General features: G+C 71.5%; 15 protein-coding genes. 8 read left to right on the top strand and 7 right to left on the bottom strand.

Annotation, left to right across the window (positions count from 1 at the left end; all coding sequences use genetic code 11):
• The first annotated feature begins 163 nt into the window (after positions 1-163).
• The 3 genes from ACX114_RS38045 (at position 164) to ACX114_RS38035 (ending at position 3815) form a co-directional block, all read left to right on the top strand.
• Positions 164-2200: a S9 family peptidase gene (locus ACX114_RS38045; protein ID WP_459292658.1), complete on the top strand. Its 2037-nt coding sequence runs from the start codon at positions 164-166 to the stop codon at positions 2198-2200.
• Positions 2201-2290: 90 nt separating this feature from the next.
• Entirely contained in the window at positions 2291-2836 is a 546-nt protein-coding gene (locus tag ACX114_RS38040) for a hypothetical protein (protein ID WP_459292656.1), read from the top strand.
• A gap of 52 nt (positions 2837-2888) precedes the next feature.
• The gene (locus ACX114_RS38035) at positions 2889-3815 is read left to right on the top strand and encodes a hypothetical protein (RefSeq protein WP_459292654.1); all 927 of its coding nucleotides are present in this window, start codon (positions 2889-2891) and stop codon (positions 3813-3815) included.
• On the opposite strand, the gene ACX114_RS38030 is transcribed toward ACX114_RS38035, so the two are convergent.
• Positions 3812-6382, bottom strand: a complete 2571-nt coding sequence (locus ACX114_RS38030) for a sensor histidine kinase (protein WP_459292652.1) — start codon at positions 6380-6382, stop codon at positions 3812-3814. The two genes, ACX114_RS38035 and ACX114_RS38030, sit on opposite strands and share 4 nt — an antisense overlap.
• A gap of 183 nt (positions 6383-6565) precedes the next feature.
• Here ACX114_RS38030 and ACX114_RS38025 point away from each other — a divergent pair, with 183 nt between their 5' ends.
• Both ACX114_RS38025 and ACX114_RS38020 read left to right on the top strand, forming a co-directional pair.
• A complete protein-coding gene (locus tag ACX114_RS38025; RefSeq protein WP_459292650.1) occupies positions 6566-8563 on the top strand; it encodes a potassium transporter Kup in 1998 nt (665 codons plus the stop codon).
• Positions 8564-8963: 400 nt separating this feature from the next.
• The gene (locus ACX114_RS38020) at positions 8964-9980 is read left to right on the top strand and encodes a hypothetical protein (RefSeq protein ID WP_459292648.1); all 1017 of its coding nucleotides are present in this window, start codon (positions 8964-8966) and stop codon (positions 9978-9980) included.
• A gap of 4 nt (positions 9981-9984) precedes the next feature.
• On the opposite strand, the gene ACX114_RS38015 is transcribed toward ACX114_RS38020, so the two are convergent.
• Both ACX114_RS38015 and ACX114_RS38010 read right to left on the bottom strand, forming a co-directional pair.
• Positions 9985-10566, bottom strand: a complete 582-nt coding sequence (locus ACX114_RS38015) for a DUF2378 family protein (RefSeq protein ID WP_459292646.1) — start codon at positions 10564-10566, stop codon at positions 9985-9987.
• Between the two features lie 171 nt (positions 10567-10737).
• Positions 10738-11475, bottom strand: a complete 738-nt coding sequence (locus ACX114_RS38010; protein ID WP_206787053.1) for a metallophosphoesterase — start codon at positions 11473-11475, stop codon at positions 10738-10740.
• Between the two features lie 396 nt (positions 11476-11871).
• Here ACX114_RS38010 and ACX114_RS38005 point away from each other — a divergent pair, with 396 nt between their 5' ends.
• Together ACX114_RS38005 and ACX114_RS38000 are read left to right on the top strand one after the other, a co-directional pair.
• The gene (locus ACX114_RS38005; protein ID WP_459292644.1) at positions 11872-13482 is read left to right on the top strand and encodes a golvesin C-terminal-like domain-containing protein; all 1611 of its coding nucleotides are present in this window, start codon (positions 11872-11874) and stop codon (positions 13480-13482) included.
• 76 nt (positions 13483-13558) lie between these two features.
• Positions 13559-14605 (top strand): TolB family protein, encoded by a 1047-nt coding sequence (locus tag ACX114_RS38000; RefSeq protein WP_459300389.1) that lies wholly within the window; start codon positions 13559-13561, stop codon positions 14603-14605.
• Here ACX114_RS38000 and ACX114_RS37995 read toward each other — a convergent pair.
• The 3 genes from ACX114_RS37995 to ACX114_RS37985 all read right to left on the bottom strand — a co-directional run bounded on the left by ACX114_RS37995 (position 14602) and on the right by ACX114_RS37985 (position 18703).
• A complete protein-coding gene (locus ACX114_RS37995; protein WP_459292642.1) occupies positions 14602-16575 on the bottom strand; it encodes a sensor histidine kinase in 1974 nt (657 codons plus the stop codon). The genes ACX114_RS38000 and ACX114_RS37995 overlap by 4 nt on opposite strands.
• A gap of 150 nt (positions 16576-16725) precedes the next feature.
• Positions 16726-17574, bottom strand: a complete 849-nt coding sequence (locus tag ACX114_RS37990) for a carboxypeptidase-like regulatory domain-containing protein (RefSeq protein ID WP_459292640.1) — start codon at positions 17572-17574, stop codon at positions 16726-16728.
• Between the two features lie 220 nt (positions 17575-17794).
• Complete coding sequence (locus ACX114_RS37985; protein WP_459292638.1) at positions 17795-18703, bottom strand: hypothetical protein; 909 nt, start codon at positions 18701-18703, stop codon at positions 17795-17797.
• A gap of 182 nt (positions 18704-18885) precedes the next feature.
• Here ACX114_RS37985 and ACX114_RS37980 point away from each other — a divergent pair, with 182 nt between their 5' ends.
• Positions 18886-19881, top strand: coding sequence for a hypothetical protein (locus tag ACX114_RS37980; RefSeq protein ID WP_459292636.1), 996 nt, complete (start codon positions 18886-18888; stop codon positions 19879-19881).
• A gap of 60 nt (positions 19882-19941) precedes the next feature.
• Here the strand turns inward: ACX114_RS37980 and ACX114_RS37975 are convergent, their stop codons facing one another.
• Positions 19942-20613 carry a DsbA family oxidoreductase gene (locus ACX114_RS37975; protein ID WP_223744633.1) on the bottom strand — a complete coding sequence of 224 codons (672 nt, stop codon included), beginning with the start codon at positions 20611-20613 and terminating at the stop codon, positions 19942-19944.
• Between the last annotated feature and the right edge of the window lie 66 nt (positions 20614-20679).

The following is a 20679-nucleotide window of genomic DNA, read 5'->3' as shown; positions in this document are numbered from 1 at the left end:
TCACCGGCCGCGCCGTCACGGTTGCCCGGCCGCCGCGCCGCGGCATCGAACAGGGGGGGCCGCCCGGGCCATCCCCTGTTCAAAACGCATCATCCCGCGGGGGCAAGGAACGGCACTCGCGGATGCCGGAGAACGCGACGGCGCTGGTAGGGTCGGTGGCACCATGAACCTCGCGTCCCTTCCGCTCATCGTGTCCCTGCTCGCGGCGCAGACGCCCGCGCCGGCGCCGTCGAAGACGCCCCCCGCGCCGGCCGCCGCCGCGAAGGCCCCGTCCGCTGTCCCCGGCATCGCCCCGCTGCCCGGCCTGCCCAACTTGTGGGTGAGCGGCGTGCCGCAGGTGCCGCCCGCGCTCTCCCAGCGCGTGCAGCAGTACCTGGAGTCCCGCTCCGCGCAGTTGTTGGACGTGAGCGCGGATGGCCAGCAGATGCTCATCTCCACGCGCTTCGCGGACGTCAACCAGCTGCACCTGGTGGAGATGCCGCTGGGCTCGCGCACGCAGCTCACCTTCACGAAGGAGCCCATCAACCGGGCGCGCTTCCTGCCGGGCAACCCGCAGGTCATCTTCTACCTGCAGGACACGGGCGGCGGAGAGTTCTACCAGGTGCTCAAGCTGGACCGGCGCACGGGCCGCTCGGAGCTGCTGACGGACGGCAAGAGCCGGCATGAGGAGCTGGTGGTGTCCAGGGACGGGCGCTGGCTCGCGTACGCGGGCACGGGGCGCAACGGCAAGGACACCGACGTGTACGTGGCGCCCACGGCGGACCCCAAGCAGGCGAAGCGGGTGACGGAGGTGGAGGGCAGCTGGGCGCCGCTGGAGTTCTCCCAGGACGGCTCGAAGCTGCTGGTGCGCCAGTTCCGCGCGGCGGATGACGCGGACTTGAGCGTGGTGGACGTGAAGACGAACACGCGCACGCAGCTCACGCCCAAGGAGGGCAAGGGCAGCGTGGACGCCGCCGTCTTCACGCACGACGGGCAGGGCGTGTACGTGGCCACGGACCGCTACAGCGACTTCGCGGAGGTGTACCGGCTGCCGCTCACGGGCGCGCCCCCGGCCGCGCCGCCGTCGCTGACGAAGTCGGTGCGCTGGAACGTGCAGCACCTGGAGCTGTCCCCGGACGGCCGCAAGCTGGCGGTGGCCATCAACGAGGAGGGCTTCGGCAAGCTGTACCTGCTGGACACGCGCACGCAGGCGCTGTCGCCGGTGGAGATTCCGCGCGGGGTGCTCTCGCAGGTCCGCTTCCCGGACAAGCGCTCGGACCGCGTGGCGTTCTCGCTGACGTCCGCGCGCGTGCCGCTGGACATCTTCACGGTGGACCTGGGCACGAAGAAGACCACGCGCTGGACGCGCTCGGAGGTGGGCGGGTTGGATCCGGAGACGTTCGTGGAGCCGGAGCTGGTGCGCTACCCGTCCACGGATGGCGTGAAGGTGCCGGCGTTCCTGTACCTGCCGAAGAACGCGAAGGGGAAGGTGCCGGTGGTGGTGATGTTCCACGGAGGCCCGGAGGGCCAGAGCCAGCCCATCTTCAGCGCGCAGACGCAGCTGATGGTGACGGAGCTGGGCATGGCGGTGCTCCTGCCCAACGTGCGCGGCTCGGAGGGGTACGGCAAGGCGTACCGCGCCATGGATGACGGCGTGAAGCGCGAGGCGAGCCTGGCGGACATCGGAGCCACGCTGGACTTCGTCGCCTCCCGGCCGGAGCTGGACGCGGCGCGGGTGGGCATCTACGGCGGCTCGTACGGCGGCTACATGACGCTGGCGACGGCGGCGTACTTCCCGGACCGCATCAAGGCGGCGGTGGACGTGGTGGGCATCTCGTCGCTGCCGTCGTTCCTGCAGAACACGCAGGCCTACCGGCGGGACCTGCGCCGCGCGGAGTACGGCGACGAGCGCGACCCGGCGGTGCGCAAGGTGCAGGAGCGCATCTCGCCGCTGGGCTCGGTGGACAAGATTCGCGCGGCGCTCTTCGTGCAGCAGGGGGCCAATGACCCGCGCGTGCCGCAGTCGGAGGCGGAGCAGATCGTCCAGGCGGTGCGCAAGAAGGGCTCGGACGTCTGGTACCTGCTGGCCACGGACGAGGGGCACGGGTTCCAGAAGAAGACCAACCGGGACATGGCCCAGACGACGGCGCTGATGTTCTTCGAGAAGCACCTGCAGGGCCCGGCGGCAGGGCAGGGGAGCGGGGCAGCGGGCGGAAAGTAGCCCCCACGACGAAGCGCCCCGGCCGTCGCCGGTATGTCGGCGGCCGGGGGACGTTACACATTGTCCATGTCAGCGAGGAGAGTCCTATCCATGAAGCGCGATAGACAGTCATTGCGTCGGAGCGTGGGAGTGTTGGCGGTACTCGCGGGGGTGGGCGGTGCGTGGGCGTCCTCGGCGCAGGACCAGATAGGCTTCAGCGTCGCGCGGACGCAGTTCAACCTGCGGATCACGCCGGACAACGTCACGGGGCCTGAGTTCCAGGTGTCCCGTCTTCCAGGCGAGCTGCGAGGCCGCGTGGCGGACGCCCCGGTGACGCTGAAGCTGGAGGACGAGAAGGTGAAGGGCAACATCGGGACCGCGGTGGTGAACCTGGACGTGAAGAAGGAAGGCGACGCGGTGAAGGCGAAGGGCGGCTTCTACGGGCGCCCGGTGAACCTGACGCTGTCGCCGCGGGAGCTGACGGTGTACGTGCGCGACTGCACGTACCGGCTGAAGGCGAAGGAGGAGGGGCGCACCTACGAGGGGAAGCGCAGCTGCGACCGCTCGTTCATGCCGCCCACGGTCATCACGCTGCCGGACGCCTTCATCGCGGCCTCGCCCGCGGAGCAGGCATCGCTGCTGCTGCTGGCGCTGTAGGCTCCGCCTGAATCCGCGCAGGCTCTGCCTCCTCATCGCCTTCACCGCGCTCGTGACCGCCGTGGGCACGGGCGTGTGGCTCGCATGGCCGGGGCCGGACCTCACCGCGCAGGCGGACCTGTCGGATGGTCCTGCACGGCGCGGCCTTGAGTCCCGAGGCGGCGCCGTCGTGCTGAGCAACGGCATCCGGCTGTCGAACGTCCCATCCAACTGCCACGCGGACACCCGGGGCTCGCTCGCCTGCGAGGACCGCTGCGACGCGGACGACGCATGTCCCGAGGATGCCGTGTGCGCGCATCACCCGGACTTCGGCTTCCGCGACTGCCAGCCCCTGCACCACTTCTGCGACGACGCGTCGGACTGCACCCCGTCCGACACCTGCCACCCCGTGGACACGTCCACGTCAGGCCAGGTCCTGAACCGCTGCGTGCCCCAGGGAACGCTGCGCGCGGGAGAGCGGTGCACGGACGAGGGCCGCTGCGCGCCGGGGCTCGTCTGCGTCCAAGGGTTCTGCGGCCCGCCGTGCGACGTGCACGACCCGGACGCCTGCGCCACCGGCACCGAGTGCGCCCCCAATCCCTACCGCGTCCTCGGGGCCTGCGTTCCCAGCTGCCGCGACCGCCCCTGTCCGCGGGGCGAGCGCTGTGAGACGGACGGCCCGGGCGAAGTGCCCATCTGCCGCCCCTTCGTGGGCCCCGCCTGCCTGGACACGGCGCCCTGCGCCGCGAACCAGGACTGCCTGCGCGGCTTCGCCGAGCCCACCCTCGAAACCACGGCCTTCGAGTGCCGCGCCCGCTGTGATGCCCAGGCCCCATGCGGCCCGGGCCTCACCTGCGACGAGACCAGCGGCTACTGCTTCCAGCCCTGCACCCGCGACACGGACTGCCCCACCCCCGAGCGCTGTCACGTCCTCCACGGCCGCGCATCCCAGCGCGGCTGCGGCTTCATCGCGGAAGGGCTCCCCGCCTCCCACCGCTAGCCACGCGGAAGCTCCACGGTGAACGTGGAGCCTTCGCCCAGGACGCTGTCCACCTCGATGTGGCCGCCCATCGCCTCGACAATCTGGCGGGCGATCCACAGCCCCAGCCCGAAGCCGCCGTAGTTGCGCTCGGACACCGCGCGCTCGAAGCGGTGGAACAGGCGCGGCAGGTGCTCCTTCGCGATGCCGATGCCGCCGTCCTTCACCCGCAGCCGGGCCCGGTCGTCCTCCACCTCCAGCGACACGTGCACCGGGTTGCCCCGCCCGTACTTCAGCGCGTTGGAGAACAGGTTGGTGAAGACCTGATCCAACCGCAGCCGGTCCCACTGCCCCAGCACCTCCGGCGCCAGCGACAGCTCCAGCGGCGTGCCCGAGCGCGCGTACTCCTGCTCGAAGCGCTCGGCCACCTCGCGCACCAGCACCCCCAGCTCCAGGGGCTCCAGCACCAGCTCCAGCTTCCCCGCGCTCAGGCGCGACACGTCCAGCAGGTCGTTCACCAGCAGGGTCTGCCGCTTCACCTGCCGGTCCACCCGCTCCAGGCCGCGCTTGAGCCGCTCCGGGTCCAGCGCCGCGCCGGACCGCGCCAGCCCCGCCAGCAGGCTCTGCACCTGGAGCTGCAGCGCGCTGATGGGCGTCTTCAACTCATGGCTCGCGATGGACAGGAACTCCTCGCGCAGGCGGATGGCCTGACGCGCGTCCCGGTAGAGGCTCGCATTGTCCAGCGCCAGCGCCGCCCTCCGCGCCAGCTCCTGCGCCAGCGCCAGGTCGTGCGCGTCGTACGCCCCCTTCGACGTGACGAACGTCAGCGCCCCCAGCGTGTGCCCGCGCACCCGCAGCGGCACGCACAGGTACGCGCACGTCCCGCCCGCCCTCGCGCACGACGGGTCTCCCTCCGACAGCCCCGAGCGCGACTCCGGCCTCCCCGACTGGATGACCCGTGCCACCACCGCGAGCCCTGGGGGCGGCACCTCGCCGTCCTCGACGCCCGCCGTGGCCACGCAGCGCACGCCGCCGGACTCGTCCTCCAGGAACACGCCGCAGGCCTCCGCGTACTGCGGCACCGCCAGGTGCGCCACGCGCTCCAGCGTCTCCTCCTCCTCCAGACTCCCCGCCAGCACTCCGCCGGCCTCCGCGAGGAAGCGCTGCGCCGCCTCGCCGCGCTGGCGCTCGGTGATGTCCACCATGACGCTCAGGCACTGCGGCGGGCCGCTCGCCGGGTGCACGCGCCCCGTCCACATGGCCACCTGCACCGCGCCTCCGTCGCGCCGCCTCGCCGCCAGCGGTGCGCCGTCCAGCACCGTGCCCCGCGTGGCGCGCTCCAGGCCGTGGCGGAACGCCTCCCAGTGCTCCGGCGGCACGGCTGGCAGCACCTTCCCCAGCACCTCCTCCGCCGTCCACCCCAGCATCCGCTCCGCGGCCGGATTCCACAGCCGCACCGTGCCGTCCGGATCCAACAGCATGATGGCCGTGGGGCTCGCCTGGATGATGGCCTCCAGCGTCCCGTGCGCCTCGCGCAGCGCCGCCCGCGCCCGCTGCTCGCGCTCCAGCAGCCGCGCCCGCGCCAGCGCCTGCGCCGCGTGGTGCGCCACCAGTTGGAGGAAGGCCCGCTCGTCGTCGTCGAACCCGTGCGGCAGGCCGAAGGTGAACACCAGCGCCCCCAGCACCCGCCCATCCGCCACCAGCGGCAGGCACGCGGAAGACGTCGCCGGCCGCTCCGAGCCCGACAGCGCGTCCTCCGCCGTCAGCCACACCGGCCGCGACTCGCGCAGCACGCGCGCCACGGGCGAGTCCCCCTCCAGGGGCATCCGCTTCAGCCGCTCCGCCGCGTCCGGCGTGCAGCCCGCGCAGCGCAGCAGCGTGGCGCTCATGGCGTCCGGCGCCACGCCCCACAGCGCCCCGGCCTTCGCGTCCGCCACCGCCAGCCCCTGCTCCAGCACCACCTCCGCCACGCGCGCCGCGGTGAGCGCCTCGGACAGCTCCGCGGTGACGTGCTGCAGCCGCGCGAGCCTCCCCGCCGCCACCTCCGCCGCCTGCCGCGCCTGCCGCTCGGACGCGTACGCCCGCGCCACGTCCAGCGCGAGCGCCGCCCGGTCCGCCAGCTCCTGGAGCAGCAACTGCTCTCCGGAATCGAACGACGCCGGCTCCGGCGCCTCCCGCCACACCGTCAGCGTCCCCAGCGGGCGCCCCCGGGCCCTCAGCGGCAGCACCAGCACCGCCTCCACTCCCTGCGCCTCGCCCGTGTCCAGCACCTCCGCCGCCACGCCCTCGTCCGCGCGCACCCGCTGCGTGAACAGCGCCTGCAACCGCACGCGCGCCTCCGGCACCGCCGCCGCGGACGCCACCGTGCGCAGCCACAGCCCGTCCTCCGACAGCAGCCGCAGCGCGCACGCGGAGCCCAAGAGGGGCACCACCAGGCCGCACAGCCGCTCCATCACCGCCGGGGGCTCCAGCGACGCGTCCGCCAGCAGCCGCGAGGCCTCCGCCAGCAGCGCCAGCCGCTCTTCAATCTCCGGAAGCCGCGCCCCGTACTGCCGCGCCTCCCCCAGCCTGGTTGCCACCATCGTCATGCCACGTCCCCCCGTTGCACCCGCCATGGGAACACGCCCCCGCTCGCGGCGCTCTGCGTCCCAGGTCCCGCCATCCCTGACTTCTGCGGATGCTCGACACCGCCCCCCCGGAAGCGTTGGTGGCGGGCACCCGCCTCGTTCCGCGGCCCGGCACCCCCGAGGGCAGGGCGCCCAGGCGCGCACATGGGAACACCTGGAGCGGTTGGAAAACAAAGGAGCGTCACGGCTTCGGTTGCTCCGGGCCCGGGTTCGGCTAAAGCGGGGGCCGTGAACGCACCCTCGGAATCACCGGCCGCCCCTTCGGAGGCGCCGGATTCTCCCAAACGCATCGCGATGCTCGCCCTGAGCGCGCTGGGCATCGTCTACGGAGACATCGGAACCAGTCCGCTCTACGCGCTGCGCGAATGCTTCACCGGAGCGCACGGCGTCACGCCCACGCCGGCCAACGTGCTGGGCGTGCTGTCGCTCATCGTGTGGTCGCTCATCATCGTCGTGTCGGTGAAGTACATCATCTTCGTGATGCGCGCGGACAACCGGGGCGAGGGCGGCATCCTCGCGCTGATGGCGCTGGCCATGCACCGGCCCCGGGGCCAGTCCCACCGCGCGCGGCCCGTGCTCATCACCCTGGGCCTTTTCGGCGCGGCGCTCATCTATGGAGACGGCGTCATCACCCCGGCCATCTCCGTGATGAGCGCGGTGGAGGGCCTGAGCGTGGCCACCCCCGTCTTCGAGCCGTACGTGATTCCCATCTCGCTCGTCATCCTGCTGCTCTTGTTCATGGTGCAGAGGAAGGGCACGGCGGGCATCGGCTCGGTGTTCGGCCCCCTGATGACCGTGTGGTTCCTGGTGCTGGCGGTGCTGGGCGTGAAGGAGCTCATCCACAACCCCGCGGTGCTCTGGTCGCTGTCGCCCGTGCACGGCGTGCAGTTCTTCATGGACAACGGGTGGCACGGCTTCCTGGTGCTGGGCGCCGTCATCCTGGTGGTGACGGGCGGCGAGGCGCTCTACGCGGACATGGGCCACTTCGGCGCGAAGCCCATCCGGCGGGCCTGGTTCGGGCTGGTGCTGCCGTCCCTGGTGCTCAACTACCTGGGCCAGGGCGCGCTCTTGCTGCGCCACGCGGAGGCCGCCCGCAACCCCTTCTTCCTCCTGGCCCCGGACTGGGCCCTGTATCCGCTGGTCGCCCTGTCCACCGCCGCGGCCGTCATCGCGTCGCAGGCCCTCATCTCCGGCTCCTTCTCCACCACCCGGCAGGCCATGCAGCTGGGCTACTGCCCGCGCATGGAGGTGGTGCACACGTCCGCGGAGGAGATGGGGCAGATCTACCTGCCCGGCATCAACGGCGCGCTGCTGGTGGGCGTCATCGCGCTGGTGCTGGGCTTCGGCTCCTCCAGCCGGCTGGCGGCCGCGTACGGCATCGCGGTGACGACGACCATGGGCATCACCACCCTGCTGGCCTACGTGGTGGCCCGCGAGCGCTGGGGCGTCCGCCGCTCCGTGGCCCTGCCCGTCGTCAGCCTCTTCATGGTGGTGGACCTGGCCTTCTTCGGCGCCAACGTGGCGAAGATCCCCGACGGCGGCTGGTTCCCGCTGCTGCTCGCCGTCTGCATCTTCACGCTGATGACCACCTGGAAGCGCGGCCGGGACATCCTCGCCGCCAAGCTGCGCGCGGCCAGCCTGGGCCTCAAGGACCTGTTGGGCAGCTTCGGGGACCACCCGCCCGTGCGCGTGCCCGGCACCGCCATCTTCATGACGGGCAACCCGGAGGGCACCCCGCCCGCGCTCCTGCACAACCTCAAGCACAACAAGATCCTCCATGAGCAGGTGGTGCTGCTCACCATCATCCCGGAGGAGATTCCCCACGTCGTCGTGGGCGAGCGCGTGGAGGTGGAGCCCCTGGAGCAGGGCTTCGTGCGCGTCGTGGCCCGCTACGGCTTCATGGAGAACCCCAGCATCCCGGACATCCTCAAGCGCTGCCGGGAGAAGGGGCTCCAGTTCCAGCTCATGGGCACCAGCTTCTTCCTGGGGCGCGAAACCATCATCCCCACCAAGAAGCCCGGCATGGCCCTGTGGCGCGAGGCCCTCTTCACCTGGATGAGCCGCAACGCCCGCAGCGCCACCGCCTACTTCCGGATTCCGCCCAACCGCGTGGTGGAGCTGGGCAGTCAGGTGGAGCTGTAATCTGGACCGTGCCGCATCGGGACTTCACCCCAGGAGTAGAAAAGCTACTCGGGTGGTGCTGCACGGGTTTTACTGGGCTTGAGGTTTATTCCTCCTCGTAACCCGTTGAAAACACATGGGCAACGTTCCCGGGTGAGGGGTGATTCTGACCCGGGGGTGTTGGCAAGAGGTTGCTGGTCGGCCCTTTACGCAGGGGCTTGCCTGCTTCAAATTGCACCTCCCCCCGTCCGTTTTTTCCGGCTCCGACAGAAAAATACGGCAGGGCAGCAACACTTTCGTCGATGAATCGAGAATCTTTTCGCGGGGCAGAGAAAAGTACTGTCCCAGCGCAATAGAACTTGGTTACCCTGCGGCCAGGTGTCCCCCGGCACCCGGCGTCTGAAACGAGGTCAGCCCTTCCATGCTCCAGGCCATCGCCCCCGCTCCCGTGTCGTCCCCGGCTGTCTCTCCGGTGAAGTCCGTCATGCCGTGGATGGCCGAGCCCCGGATGCCCCTGTCGGAGGCGGCGCCGTACACGGTGCTGAGCGCGCAGGAGCTGTACCCGCGCATCTGCGTGCGTGACCCGTACTTCGCGCTGAAGGACGTGACGGTGCTGCCGGGCGAGGTGGTGGCGCGCGTGCCGGTGCAGATGGCGACGGACGCGGAGGCGATGCCGCTGGGGCTGGGCGAGGCGGGCCGTCACCTGGCCATCCTGGGCTCGTGCGCTTCGGCGCTGGTGGCGCCCAAGGACGGGCAGCACTTCTACCTGGCCAGCGCGGCGCGCGGTCAGTGGCTGGTGCCCCAGGCGCAGGAGCGCGCCACGGACATGCTCTGGGCGCTGGCGCAGGCGGAGTACACTGGCAAGCGCACCTGCACGGCGCGCACGCTGCTGTCCTCTTCGGACGGCACGCCGCTGTTCAAGCTGGAGGTGGACTACAACGTGCTGTCCGCCGCCGCCTTCACCCGCCTGTTCGGCGAGGCGCGCCAGGAGATGCGCCGCGAGCCGCGCCCCGCGGACACCGTGCAGCGCACCCCGGAGGAGTGGGCGAAGCTGCGGCAGAACCCGTACAGCAAGCCGCTGGACCTCCAGGACTTCCGCATGGAGGGCGACACGATGCGCTCCTCGCTCGTCGTCACCCCGGAGCTGTGCAAGGGCCACTTCGCCATGCACCCGGTGATGCCGGTGGCCGTCGTCGCGGGCGGCATGACGCGCATGGCGACCACGCTGGGCCGCTCGCTGGAGCGCGCGCCGGGCGCCCGCTTCGTGGCCAAGGACGTGAAGCTGTCCGCGGACAGCCTGGCCTACGCGGGCCAGACGGTGGTGTTCGGCGCGCACCGCACCCGCGTGCGCGGCGCGGACCACACCTTCGCCTGCTGGGCGTCCGTGGGCGAGCGCGTGGTGGCGCAGCTGGACGTGACCTACACCCGCGTGGACTGAAGCCTCAGCTCCACTCGATGTCGTAGTCCACGCGGTCGATGCCCTGCGGCTTCGCGGTGGCCTTGCCCGTCAGTCCCAGCACCTTCAGCGAACCGGTGAGGATGCCCACGTGATACGCGGGCGGCATCATGTCCCGGCGCATGCGCAGGGTGCCGGACTTGGGGCCCGTCGTGAGGTACTCGCGGTTGCCGTAGGACACCGCCGCGCTGTACGCCATCTGCGCGCCCGCGAAGAGCTTCTGGGGATCACCCCGGGAGATGATGCCGAACACCAGCATCCCGGGCCCGGTGGAGTAGCGGGTGATGCTCACCTCGCCGCACGCGTGGAACACCGCGTCCTGGGGACCGAGCGCGCCCTCCAGCAGGTCCGCCGTGTTGTACAGCAGCGTGAGGAACTCCCGCGCCGGGTACGAGCGCAGCTCCGCGTAGTCGTGGTTCAGCTCCCCCACGCGCAGCTGCTCCATCCCGATGGCGCCCGCGTGCTGCTGCACCAGGCCGAAGACGGACTTGAAGATGAGCCCACGGATGGAGTCCCCCGACTGGAGGATGGCGATCCGGGCGGCGAGTTCGGCCTTGTCCGACGGCATGACTTCCACTCCTTGGTTCACGGGCGAACCCGGAGCCAGCTTAACGGCCCTGTTTCACCTGTCGACAAAGCGCTTCACCGGGCGTCGCACCCTCGAGGACCTGCCATGTCCCGTGTCCGGGCCGACGCGGCAGGTTCCCTGGAGCCCCCGTGACCTCGGGCGCGGAGGCGCTCAGCGCTCGTCCAGCAGCACCGGCGCGAAGCCGGCCGCGTCGCAGGACGCGAGCACGTAGCGCACGCCGGCCCGTTCGCCCGTGAAGCCCGCGGGGATGCCGCTCGAGTGCAGGTGCCCGTACACGCAGACCTTGGGGGCGAACGCTTCGATGGGGGCGCTGAAGGCGGTGGCCCGCTCGTTCGCGTACACGGGCGGGAAGTGCACCGCGACGATGCGGGTGAGCGGCGTGGGGTGGGCCGCCTCCTTCTTGAGCGCGTCGTCAATGGACGTGGCCAACCGGCGCGTCTCACGCTCCACGTAGCCGGAGTCTCCCTGCTCGTCGCCCATCTCTCCGCCGGGCATGGGCGGCGCTTCCGGCGCGGTCCACAGCCGCGTGCCGGCGATGACCCACGGCCCCAGCACGAAGGCGTTGTTGTGGAGGAAGCCCTCCAGCGTGCGGAATGGCTCCAGCAGCTTGCGCAGCTTGGACGCGGAGTCGCCCCACCAGTAGTCGTGGTTGCCGCGCACCAGCACCTTGCGCCCCGGCCGCGCGTCCAGCCACGCCAGGTCCTCCATCACCTCGTGGGGACGCGTGGCCCAGGAGATGTCCCCCGCGACGATGACCGCGTCCTCCGGCCGCACCCGTTCGTCCCACGCGCGCTGCAGGGGCAGCGGGTGGTCCGTCCAGCCGAAGCGGTGCATGTCCTTCTGCCGGGTGGAGGGCAGGTGCGTGTCGCCAATACCGAAGAGCCGCATGATGCTGGCGTCATAGCGGATGCCCTGGCCCCATGTCGGCCCTTCCAGCACGGCGCACGCCCGGACGGCCCGCTGCCCCGGTCCGCCAAGGGTTCAAATAGTGATTAATACAAGAAATGGTGTAACAAAACGTTACGTCATGGATGTCCTGAAACACGGCAGTGCGGCATCCATGCACCATGCAGGACTCGGCGTGAAACAGCGGGTCCCGTGATGTAGGTAATTCCGTGATTTCAGGTGTTTGAAGTCACGAGGAGCGCCGCGCGCTGGGTATGGGTGGAGCATGCATGCACCGGTCGCGGAAGAAAACTGGACGAAGGTGACGGGATGGAGGCGGCTGGCACGCACGGTGCTGTGAAGGCGCGGAGTTCCTCCCCCGATTTTTGGAGTCCCCTCATGTCAACCTTCCGCAATCCCTTCGCGGCGGCGGCCGTCGCCCTGGTGCTTTCCGCGTGCGGTCCCCAGGAGCAGCAGCCCACGGAGGCCCCTCCGGCCGAGACGCCGTCGCAGCCCTCCACGGACACGGCGGGCAGCACGCTGCCGCGCGAGCTGGACCCGCTGTTCGCGCAGGCCGCCCAGGAGTTCAACGTCCCGGCGGAGCTGCTCAAGGCGGTCTCCTACGCGGAGACGCGCTGGCAGATGGTGCGCGGCGAGGCGGAGTTCCCGGGCCAGCAGCCGGCATTCGGCCTGATGGCGCTGCGCGGTGAGGACCTGGAGCAGGGCGCGGCGCTGGCGGGCGTGACGGCGGAGGCGGCGCGCACGGACGCGCTGTCCAACCTGCGCGCGGGCGCGGCGCGGCTGTCCCAGCTGGCCACGGACGCGAACGTGGAGCGTGGGGACCTGGCCGCGTGGGCGCCGGTGGTGGCCCAGCTGAGCGGCATCACCAACCCGGAGGCGCAGGCGGAGCACGTGCACCGCTCCGTGTACGCGGTGATGAACGAGGGCGCGGTGGCGCTCAACCAGGACGGCTCGGTGGTCGTGTCGCTGGAGCCCGTGAAGGTGGAGGCGAAGTTCGCGCGTCCCCAGGTGCGCGCCATGGCGGCGGGCCCGGACTACGCGTCGTCCATCTGGCGCGCGGCGCCGACGGGCAACTACAGCACGACCCGGTCGCACAAGCCGTCGATGATCATCATCCACACCTGTGAGGGCTCCTACGGCTCGTGCTGGAGCTGGCTCACCAACAGCGCCGCGGGCGTGAGCGCGCACTACGTGGTGAACGAGAGCGGCTCCGAAATCTCCCAGCTGGTGCGTGAGGCGCACCGGGCCTACCACATCGGCGCGACGTACGACTGCACGCTCAACAGCAGCAAGGAGTGCTGGCTCAACGGCGTGCAGTCCAACCACTTCACCATCGGCATCGAGCACGGCGGCTACGCCAGCCAGTCGTCCTTCCCGGCCGGGCAGATTGACGCGTCCGCGAAGCTGTCGTGCGACATCGCGCGCGACAACTCCATCGTGAAGGACAGCTACCACATCGTGGCGCACGGCAAGCTGCAGCCCGCGACGCGCACGGACCCGGGCCCCAACTGGCCGTGGTCCACGTACCTGAGCAAGGTGAACAGCTACTGCGGCACCACGACGCCGAGCGGTGAGATCATCATCGACAGCAACAGCGCGAACAACGACGCCTCCAAGGCGAAGTTCTCGACGACGGGCACGTGGACGGACGGCTACAGCGCTGGCTACTACGGCAGCGGCTACTACTACGCGGCCACGGAGGCCATCTCCGCGCCGGCCACGTTCGAGTTCTACCTGCCCTCCGCGCAGACGCGCACCATCGACGCCTGGTGGGTGGCGGGCACGAACCGCTCCCCCACGGCGCCGTTCATCGCCTACAACGCGTCGGGCGCCGAGGTGGGCCGCGTGTCCGTGAACCAGCAGACCAACGGCGGCAAGTGGGTGACGCTGGGCACGTACAGCTTCTCCGCCGGCTGGAACAAGGTGCAGCTGAGCCGCTGGACGACCCCGGGCTACGTGGTCATGGCCGACGCGGTCCGGGTGCGCTGACGTGATGCCCGAGGGCCTTGAACGGCGGAAGCGTTCCGGGCCCTCGCGGGCACGGCGGTGGTGGGCCGTGCTCGCCATGCTGGGCGCCATGGGCTGTCAGGGCCGCTGCGCCGGCACTGGCGGCGCCGCGGCGCCCGGCGCGCTGTCGGAGGCGGAGCGGCGGGCCCTGCCGGGCACCATCGTCTTCCTCTCCGAAAGGGCGGGACAGAAGGACGTCTGGCGGGTGACGCCCGCTGGAGAAGAGACGCAGGTCACCACTGCGCCGGAGGACGAGTACCCCGGCCCGCCGTCGCCGGACGGGCGCACGCTGCTGGTGATTGCGTCGGGCGAGGCGGACGGGCGCGTCTTCCAGCAACTGCGCCTGCAGCCGCTCGAGGGAGGCCGCCAGGTGGCGCTGCATCCGCCCCGGCCCCGGGCGCGCAACGCGAGCTGGGCGCCGGACGGTACCTGGCTGGTGGCGGAGTCCGACGCGCAGGGCTTCAGCGACGTGGTGCGCGTGCTGCCCCAGGCGAACGCGGTGGACACGCAACTGACGCACGTGCAGGCGGGCTGCTTCGAGCCCGCGGTGTCCCCGGACGGCACGGAGGTGGCGGCCGTGTGCAGCGGTGACGGGGACCCGGAGGTCTACGTCTTCCGCGCGGACGGCACGGGCGAGCCCCGCCGCATCACCACGTTCTACATGGAGGACCGGACGCCGCAGTGGAGCCCGGATGGGAAGTGGCTGCTGTTCGTGAGCAACCGCGAGCGCAAGGAGCGCGTGTACCTGGTGAGCGCGGACGGCTCGGACCTGCGCGCCCTGTCCGGAGCGGGCTTCGCGGGCGACGAGCGCGAGGCGGTCTTCAGCCCGGACGGCAAGCGCGTGGCGTACGTGGCCCGGCTTCAGGACGGCAAGAGCCGCATCTGGGTGGCGGACGTGGCGGGAGGCGCGCCGGTGGCGCTGACGGACGGACAGCACCGCGACGACATGCCGGCGTGGAGCCCGGACGGCAAGGCGCTGGTGTTCGTCTCCGAGCGCGACGGCGACACCGACCTGTACCTCATGCGCCCGGATGGCACCGGTCAGACGCGGCTCACCACGGCGAAGGGCGCGGACTGGCTGCCGCGCTGGTTCGTGCCGCGCTAGCCCGCGCGCTGGCGCAGCGGTTGCGTCGCCGTGGGGGTGGAGGGGGCTTCCAGGGGCACGCTGAAGAAGAAGGTGACGCCCCGGTCCGGCTCGCTCTCCACCCAGATGTGGCCGCCGTGGGCCTCCACGATGAGCCGGCTGATGTACAGCCCCAGCCCCAGCCCCTTGCCGTCCGCCGAGCGGCCGTCCTCCGTGCGGTAGTACTTGTCGAACAGACGCGCCGCGTCCCGGGGGGACAGCCCCGCGCCCTGGTTGGTCACCGACACCACGGCGTGGTCGTGCACGGCGGAGAGCCGCACGTCCACCGGCGTCCCCTTGGGGCTGTACTTGAGCGCGTTGGTCAGCAGGTTGGTCACCACGCGCTCCATGCGCGCGGCGTCCATGGGCACCGGCGGCAGCGGGTTCGCCAGGTGAAGCCGGAAGCGCTCGCGCGCGTCGGGCGGCACGTCGCGCTCCAGCACCTCCGCCAGGAAGCGGCCCAGGTCGCGCGCCTCGCGGCGCAGGCTCACCCGGCCGGACTCCAGCCGCGAACCCTCCAGCAGCTCCTCGATCATCGTGCTCATCCACTCCACGTTGTGGATGATGGCCTGGGCCATGATGCCCTCGCGCTCCAGCTTCCGCTCATGCAGCGCGCGCTGGAGCAGGTGGGCGCGCAGGTTGATGGTGTTCAGCGGGTTGCGCAGGTCGTGGGAGATGAGCCCCACGTACTCCTCGCGCAGCTTCTCCAGGTCCCGGCGCTCGGTGACGTCGCGCAGGATGGCGATGCGCGTGGCGTCGTCCTCGCCCTCCAGCGGGCTCAGCCGCACCTCCAGCGGCACGCTGGTGCCGTCCTGCCGCTGCCCGGACACCAGCCGCCCACCCCTGGCGCGCTCCGCGCCTTCCCCGGCGGTGGCCGGGCCGTGGAGCCCCTCCGGCACCAGCAGTTCCACCTCGCGGGCCAGCAGGGCCTCCCGGCGGTAGCCGAAGACGCGCTCCGCCTCCGCGTTGGCGAAGCGCACGCGGCCGGTGGCGTCCACCACCACCATGGGGTCCGGCGCGGTGTCCAGGAAGGTGCGGAAGCGCTCCTCGGAGGCCTCCAGCGCGGCGGTGGCCCGCATGCGCTCGGTGTCCAGCACGTCCAGCGCCCGCGCCGCCAGCAGCACCAGCGTGACGCCGCCCGCGGCCACCACCGTGGCGAAGAGCGGCAGCTTCGCGTCGTGGCTGAGCCCGCCCGTCAGGTGGAGCAACACCAGCGTCAGCCCCAGCACCGGCGGCCCCAGCAGCGTCACCGGCACCAGCCGCCGCGCCACGAAGCCGCCCAGCGTGTCCCGCGTGAGCCGCGCCATCAGCCCCAGCTCCGGCCGGGCGCACAGCGTGCCCATGGCCAGCAGCATCAGCACGCAGGTGGTGTGCAGCCCCATGCTGCGCTCCTGGAAGAACGGAGCGGCGACGGGCGTCACCAGCGGGCCCAGCAGGAAGCCGTTGAGCCCCGTCAGCGCCGCCATCAGCGCGAGCACCACCAGCGCGTCCGACCACGACAGCCGCTGCGGGTGGCCCCGGTCCACCAGTGCCAGCGCCGGACCCAGCAGCATCAGGCACAGCGCGGTGAGGGGCGACGGCGCGATGCCGGGCGACGCGCCGACCTCTTCTCCAAAGACGCGCAGGAACAGCGCGTCCAGGCCCCCGGTGCCGCCGGTGATGACGCCATCCACGAGGCTCGCCGCGCCCAGGAGGGCCGTGGCCAGGGCGAGCGCGGTGCCCAGCCGGTGTTGGAAGCGGGAGGGCGTGGCCGGCAGCCGCAGGCCCAGCGCGGCCCCACCCAGCAGCAACCCCAACGCGGCGGTGGGGCGCATGGCGGGGATCGCCGCGCCCATGGACTTGAGGACCATGACATCCAACGCCCAGCCGAGCAGCACCAACAGGCCCACCAGGCAGGCGGCCACCGCGGAGCTGCGCGCAAGGGCACGGACCAACGCCGTGCTTCGTGGCATGGATCGGCCGCTCATCATCCGCGTCCCCCCGGAACGCCAGCCCTGCATCCTGCCACAACATCACGTGTCAGGGGCCCCCCCGGCAATGGGACGCCGGGGTTGGGGGGATGTCCGTCCTAGGCGGGGATGTCCGGCCTGTCCAGGGTTGGGTCAGGGTGCGTAGCGGCCTGGATACACGGTGAGGACGACGCCCAGCCCCGGGCCCACGTCGACGTTACGCGGCACGTAGGTGTCGGTGCCCTCCACGGACAGCTGGAACGAGGACACGCCGGCGCCGGAGTGCACGAAGAGGAACAGCCCGTGGGCCGCGGTGCCCGCGGTGTCCACGGACGTCAGGTCACCGGACGGGTAGTAGACGCGGTCCCCCAACTCGGCGCGGTTCAACGCCACGCGCGCGCCGCTCACGGGCTGGCCGTTCAGGTCCACCACGCGCCCCAGCACGAAGCCCGCGGAGGCCAGGGTGGCCGCCGGGTCCCCGGTGTGGCCCTGGAGGCGCGGCGCACCCACGGCGGCGCCCAGCTGATCCACGAACGCGGTGGGCAGGGCCCACGCCCGCGCGTCGATGATGTCCGTGCGCGGACGGGTGCCGGTGAAGGCGGTGTCGTAGACGAGCGTGGTGCTGCGCACGAGCCCCTCGTGCACGAGCCCCACCGCGAGCCCCTGGTGCACGTCGCGCACGGGCACGTCGGTGATGCGGAAGGCGCCGTCCTCGGACACCTCGCCGGTGGCGAAGGTGGCGGCCGCGTCGTTGACGGCCACGCGCAGCGGCTCCTCCACGGTGAGCGCCATCCCGGTGAGCGACGCCGGTGCCGCGGCCAGGCCCTCGGCCTCCGGGAACACGCGCGCCTCGCCGCTCACGAGGATGCGAAGGTTTTCCAGGTCCACCGCCTCGGCGTCCTCGGTCCGCACGCCGGGGTCCGGTGTGAAGCCGCCGTCGCCACAGGCCATCGCCAACAGCCCGAGCACGGCACCACCCGCCGCCCGAATGTAGTGTTTCATCGGGCGGCAACATCTTCACGGCGGGGAGGGCACGCAATCCGTCCCCCGGTGTCGTCCGTCCCCTTCACGACGCACGGCCGCGCTCGCGGGCTGGACGCCCCGGACACCGGGCCCTCCGGGTGTTGAAAACACGTCGGCACCGGGAGCCTGCCTTCCGCTGGAAACGGAAAGACGGTCGCCCGGTGCCGCGGGTCACGCCAGGGAAGAGGAAGCGGAGCGGCTACCAGCCCGACCCGCCGCCCCTGCCGGAGGAGCCAGAGCTCCTGCCAGAGGAGCCGGAGCTCTTGCCGGTGTTCCAGCCGCCGCCGCTGTTGCCGCTGCTGCTCCCACTGTTACCGCTGTTGCTCCGGCCACCGCTGCTGCCGCCGCCGCTGTTGCCACTGGGAGGGCTGCTCCAGCCGCCGCTGCTCCGGCCGCTGTTCCCGCTGTTGCTGTTGCCGCGGTTGTTGTCCTTGTCGTCGTCGCGGCTCTTGCTGGCCGGGGTGTCCCAGCCGCCGCTGCTGCGGTCATTGTCCCGGTCGTTGTCCCGCGAGTTGTTGGAGGGCGCGACGTTGTTGCCGCGGCCCCAGCCGGAGCCGCTGGGAGGCCGGGCGCCGGTGCCGTTGCCGCCGGGAGGCGGGTTGCGGCCCTGGTTGACGGGGGCCGGAGCGGGCGCGGGCCGCGAGGGGGCCATGTTGTTGCGGCCGCCAGGGACCGCGGAGGCCGAGTGGCTGTTGCTCCAGCGGTAGCCCCGGCTGCCGCGGTCGTAGGTGTAGCCCGCGCCCCACGAGCCGCGTGGGTAGTAGTCGTGCTGGTGGCGGCCGTGGAAGTTGCAGTACCCGCCGCTCAGGGTGGGGTGGTAGTCCCAGTACCAGACCACCGTCGGGCCCCGGTAGTAGTAGACGTCGTCCGTGTAGACGTAGGACGTCATGGGCGGCTGGTAGTCGTGGACGTGGGCGTAGTCCTCCGGGCACCAGCCGCCGCCGTAGTCGTCGGGGACGGGGTGCGCGCCGGCGAACCGATACTCCGCCACGGGCGCGGGGGCGACGTAGGCCACGCGGCGGACGGGGCGGTGCGAGTGGGCCTCGACGACACAGCCCGTCCCCATCAGCAGGGCCACGGGGACGACCAGGGCGAGCAAGCGGTTCATGAAGAGTCTCCTGTCGCGGAAGTGGACCCTCAAAGCGTCCCACTTCGCAACCTCTGCCCCCCATGACGGCCGGCCGCCCCGGAAATTCACCCCGAAGGCCTGCCCGCCGGGAAGGGGAGGGGCCCGCCTGATATGACACCCGGGTCGCGGCCCTGGGGCGCCGCGTCTTGGGAGGCATGCGGATGTCGGATGTGGATTTCGGACGCGCGATGGGGGCGTCCTGCGCGCTGCACCCGGGGCGGGAGGCCACGGGCACCTGCGCCCGCTGTGGCAACTTCACGTGCGACACGTGCAGCCAGGACGGCGCGTCGCCGCGCTGCCCCACGTGCCGGGAGCGCTCCGGCGCCACGTTCCCGCTGAACCGGGAGACGTGGACCTTCAACAAGCTGTGGGACGTGTGCTGGGCGGCGTTCCAGCGCGAGTGGGGCATGCTGTCGCTCGCGGTGCTGGTCTACATCGGCGTGAGCTTCGGCGCGCAGCTGTTGATCAACGTGGCCACGGGCATTGGCGCGGCGGTGGACAGCGCCGTCATCGCCGTGGTGCTGAGCGTGGTGGGGCTCGTGGCGCAGCAACTGGTGCAGGGATTGGTGCAGCTGGGCCTGTTGCGCGTGTGCTTCGACGTGCTGCACGGAGGCCGCGCGGACGTGGGGCGCCTCTTCAGCCAGATGCACAAGGCGGTGCCCTACACGCTGACGATGCTCCTGCTCTTCGTCATCCTCTTCGTGCCGCTGTTCATCCTCATCCTCCTGGGCGTCCTCGCGGCCGTGGGCCTGGGCGTGGAGACGGGCTCCGCCCTGAACACGGATGCCTCGCCGCAGCAGGTCTGGAACGCGGTGGCCCCCGTCCTGGGCGTGATGGGGCTGGCGTTCGCGGTGCTGGTGGGGCCCCTCATGTACCTGCTGCTGCCGCTGTACCTGGTCCAGCCGGAGCTCGCGTACGACGACGCGCCGCCCTCGCCCCTGGAGGTGCTGCGCCGCGCCTGGGAGGCCGCGCGCGGTCAGCGCCTGGGCATCCTGGGCGTGGGGTTCGCGGGAGGAGCCGTCATGGTGGCGGGAGTCTTCGCGTGCTGCGTGGGCTTCATCCCCGGCATGGCGCTGGCCCAGTTGCTCATCGCGGGGATGTTCCTGGCCCTGCGCGCTCCGAGCAGTGACGACGCCTCGGAGTCCTTCCCGGGCTGAAGTCCCGCGGGGAGGGAGGCGCGCCTTCGCGAAACGGAAGCGAAGGCGCGCGACGGGACTTCAGTGCACCAGCCGCTCGGAGGAGCCCGAGCGGGGCACGGCGACCTTGCCCAGGCACGCGAGGATGTGCTCGCGGTACTCGGACAGTTCGCGCAGGCCGCACAGCATCCAGCGGCCGCCAATCACCAGCGTGGGCACGCCGCGCACGCCGCGGCTGCCGGCCAGCCGGTGCTCGTCGTAGATGAGCCGGCGCGTCTCTTCCGAACGGAAGGCCGCGGAGAACTGGTTCATGGACAGGCCCACGCGCGACGCCAGCTCGAACACCACATCCGAGCGCGACACGTTGACGCCCTGCTCCAGCGCGGCGCGCTGCATGGACCGCGCGAGGAAGGCCCGCGCCTGCGGCCCCTGCAATCGCGCCGCTTCCAGTGCCGCCAACGCCGGTACGCTGGAGCGCGGCGGATCACCGCCCAGCCACAGGTCCGTGGAGAGCAGCGAGGCGGTGGGGTCGGGTTCGCGCTGCGCGCGCTTCACCTCTTCCACCAGCCCGCGCACTTCGCGCTCCGTGGGCAGGACGTCGTGCAGACGCAAGGGGTAGGGACGCACGCTCCAGCGGACGGCGTCGCCAAACTCCTGGCGAAGCACCTCCAACCGTTGGTCGGCGAGGTAGCACCAGGCACAAAGCACATCCTGGTAGACGGTGATCTGCAGCGGCTTGTGCAGCGTTTTCATCGGGGGTCGCCAGATTAGAGGCGCATCCCGGCCGCTGCCAACACCCACGGACAATCCACGCCCGAA

It is taken from the genome of Corallococcus sp. M7 (genome assembly GCF_054512695.1).
This window is presented reverse-complemented; position numbering and strand designations above follow the sequence as displayed.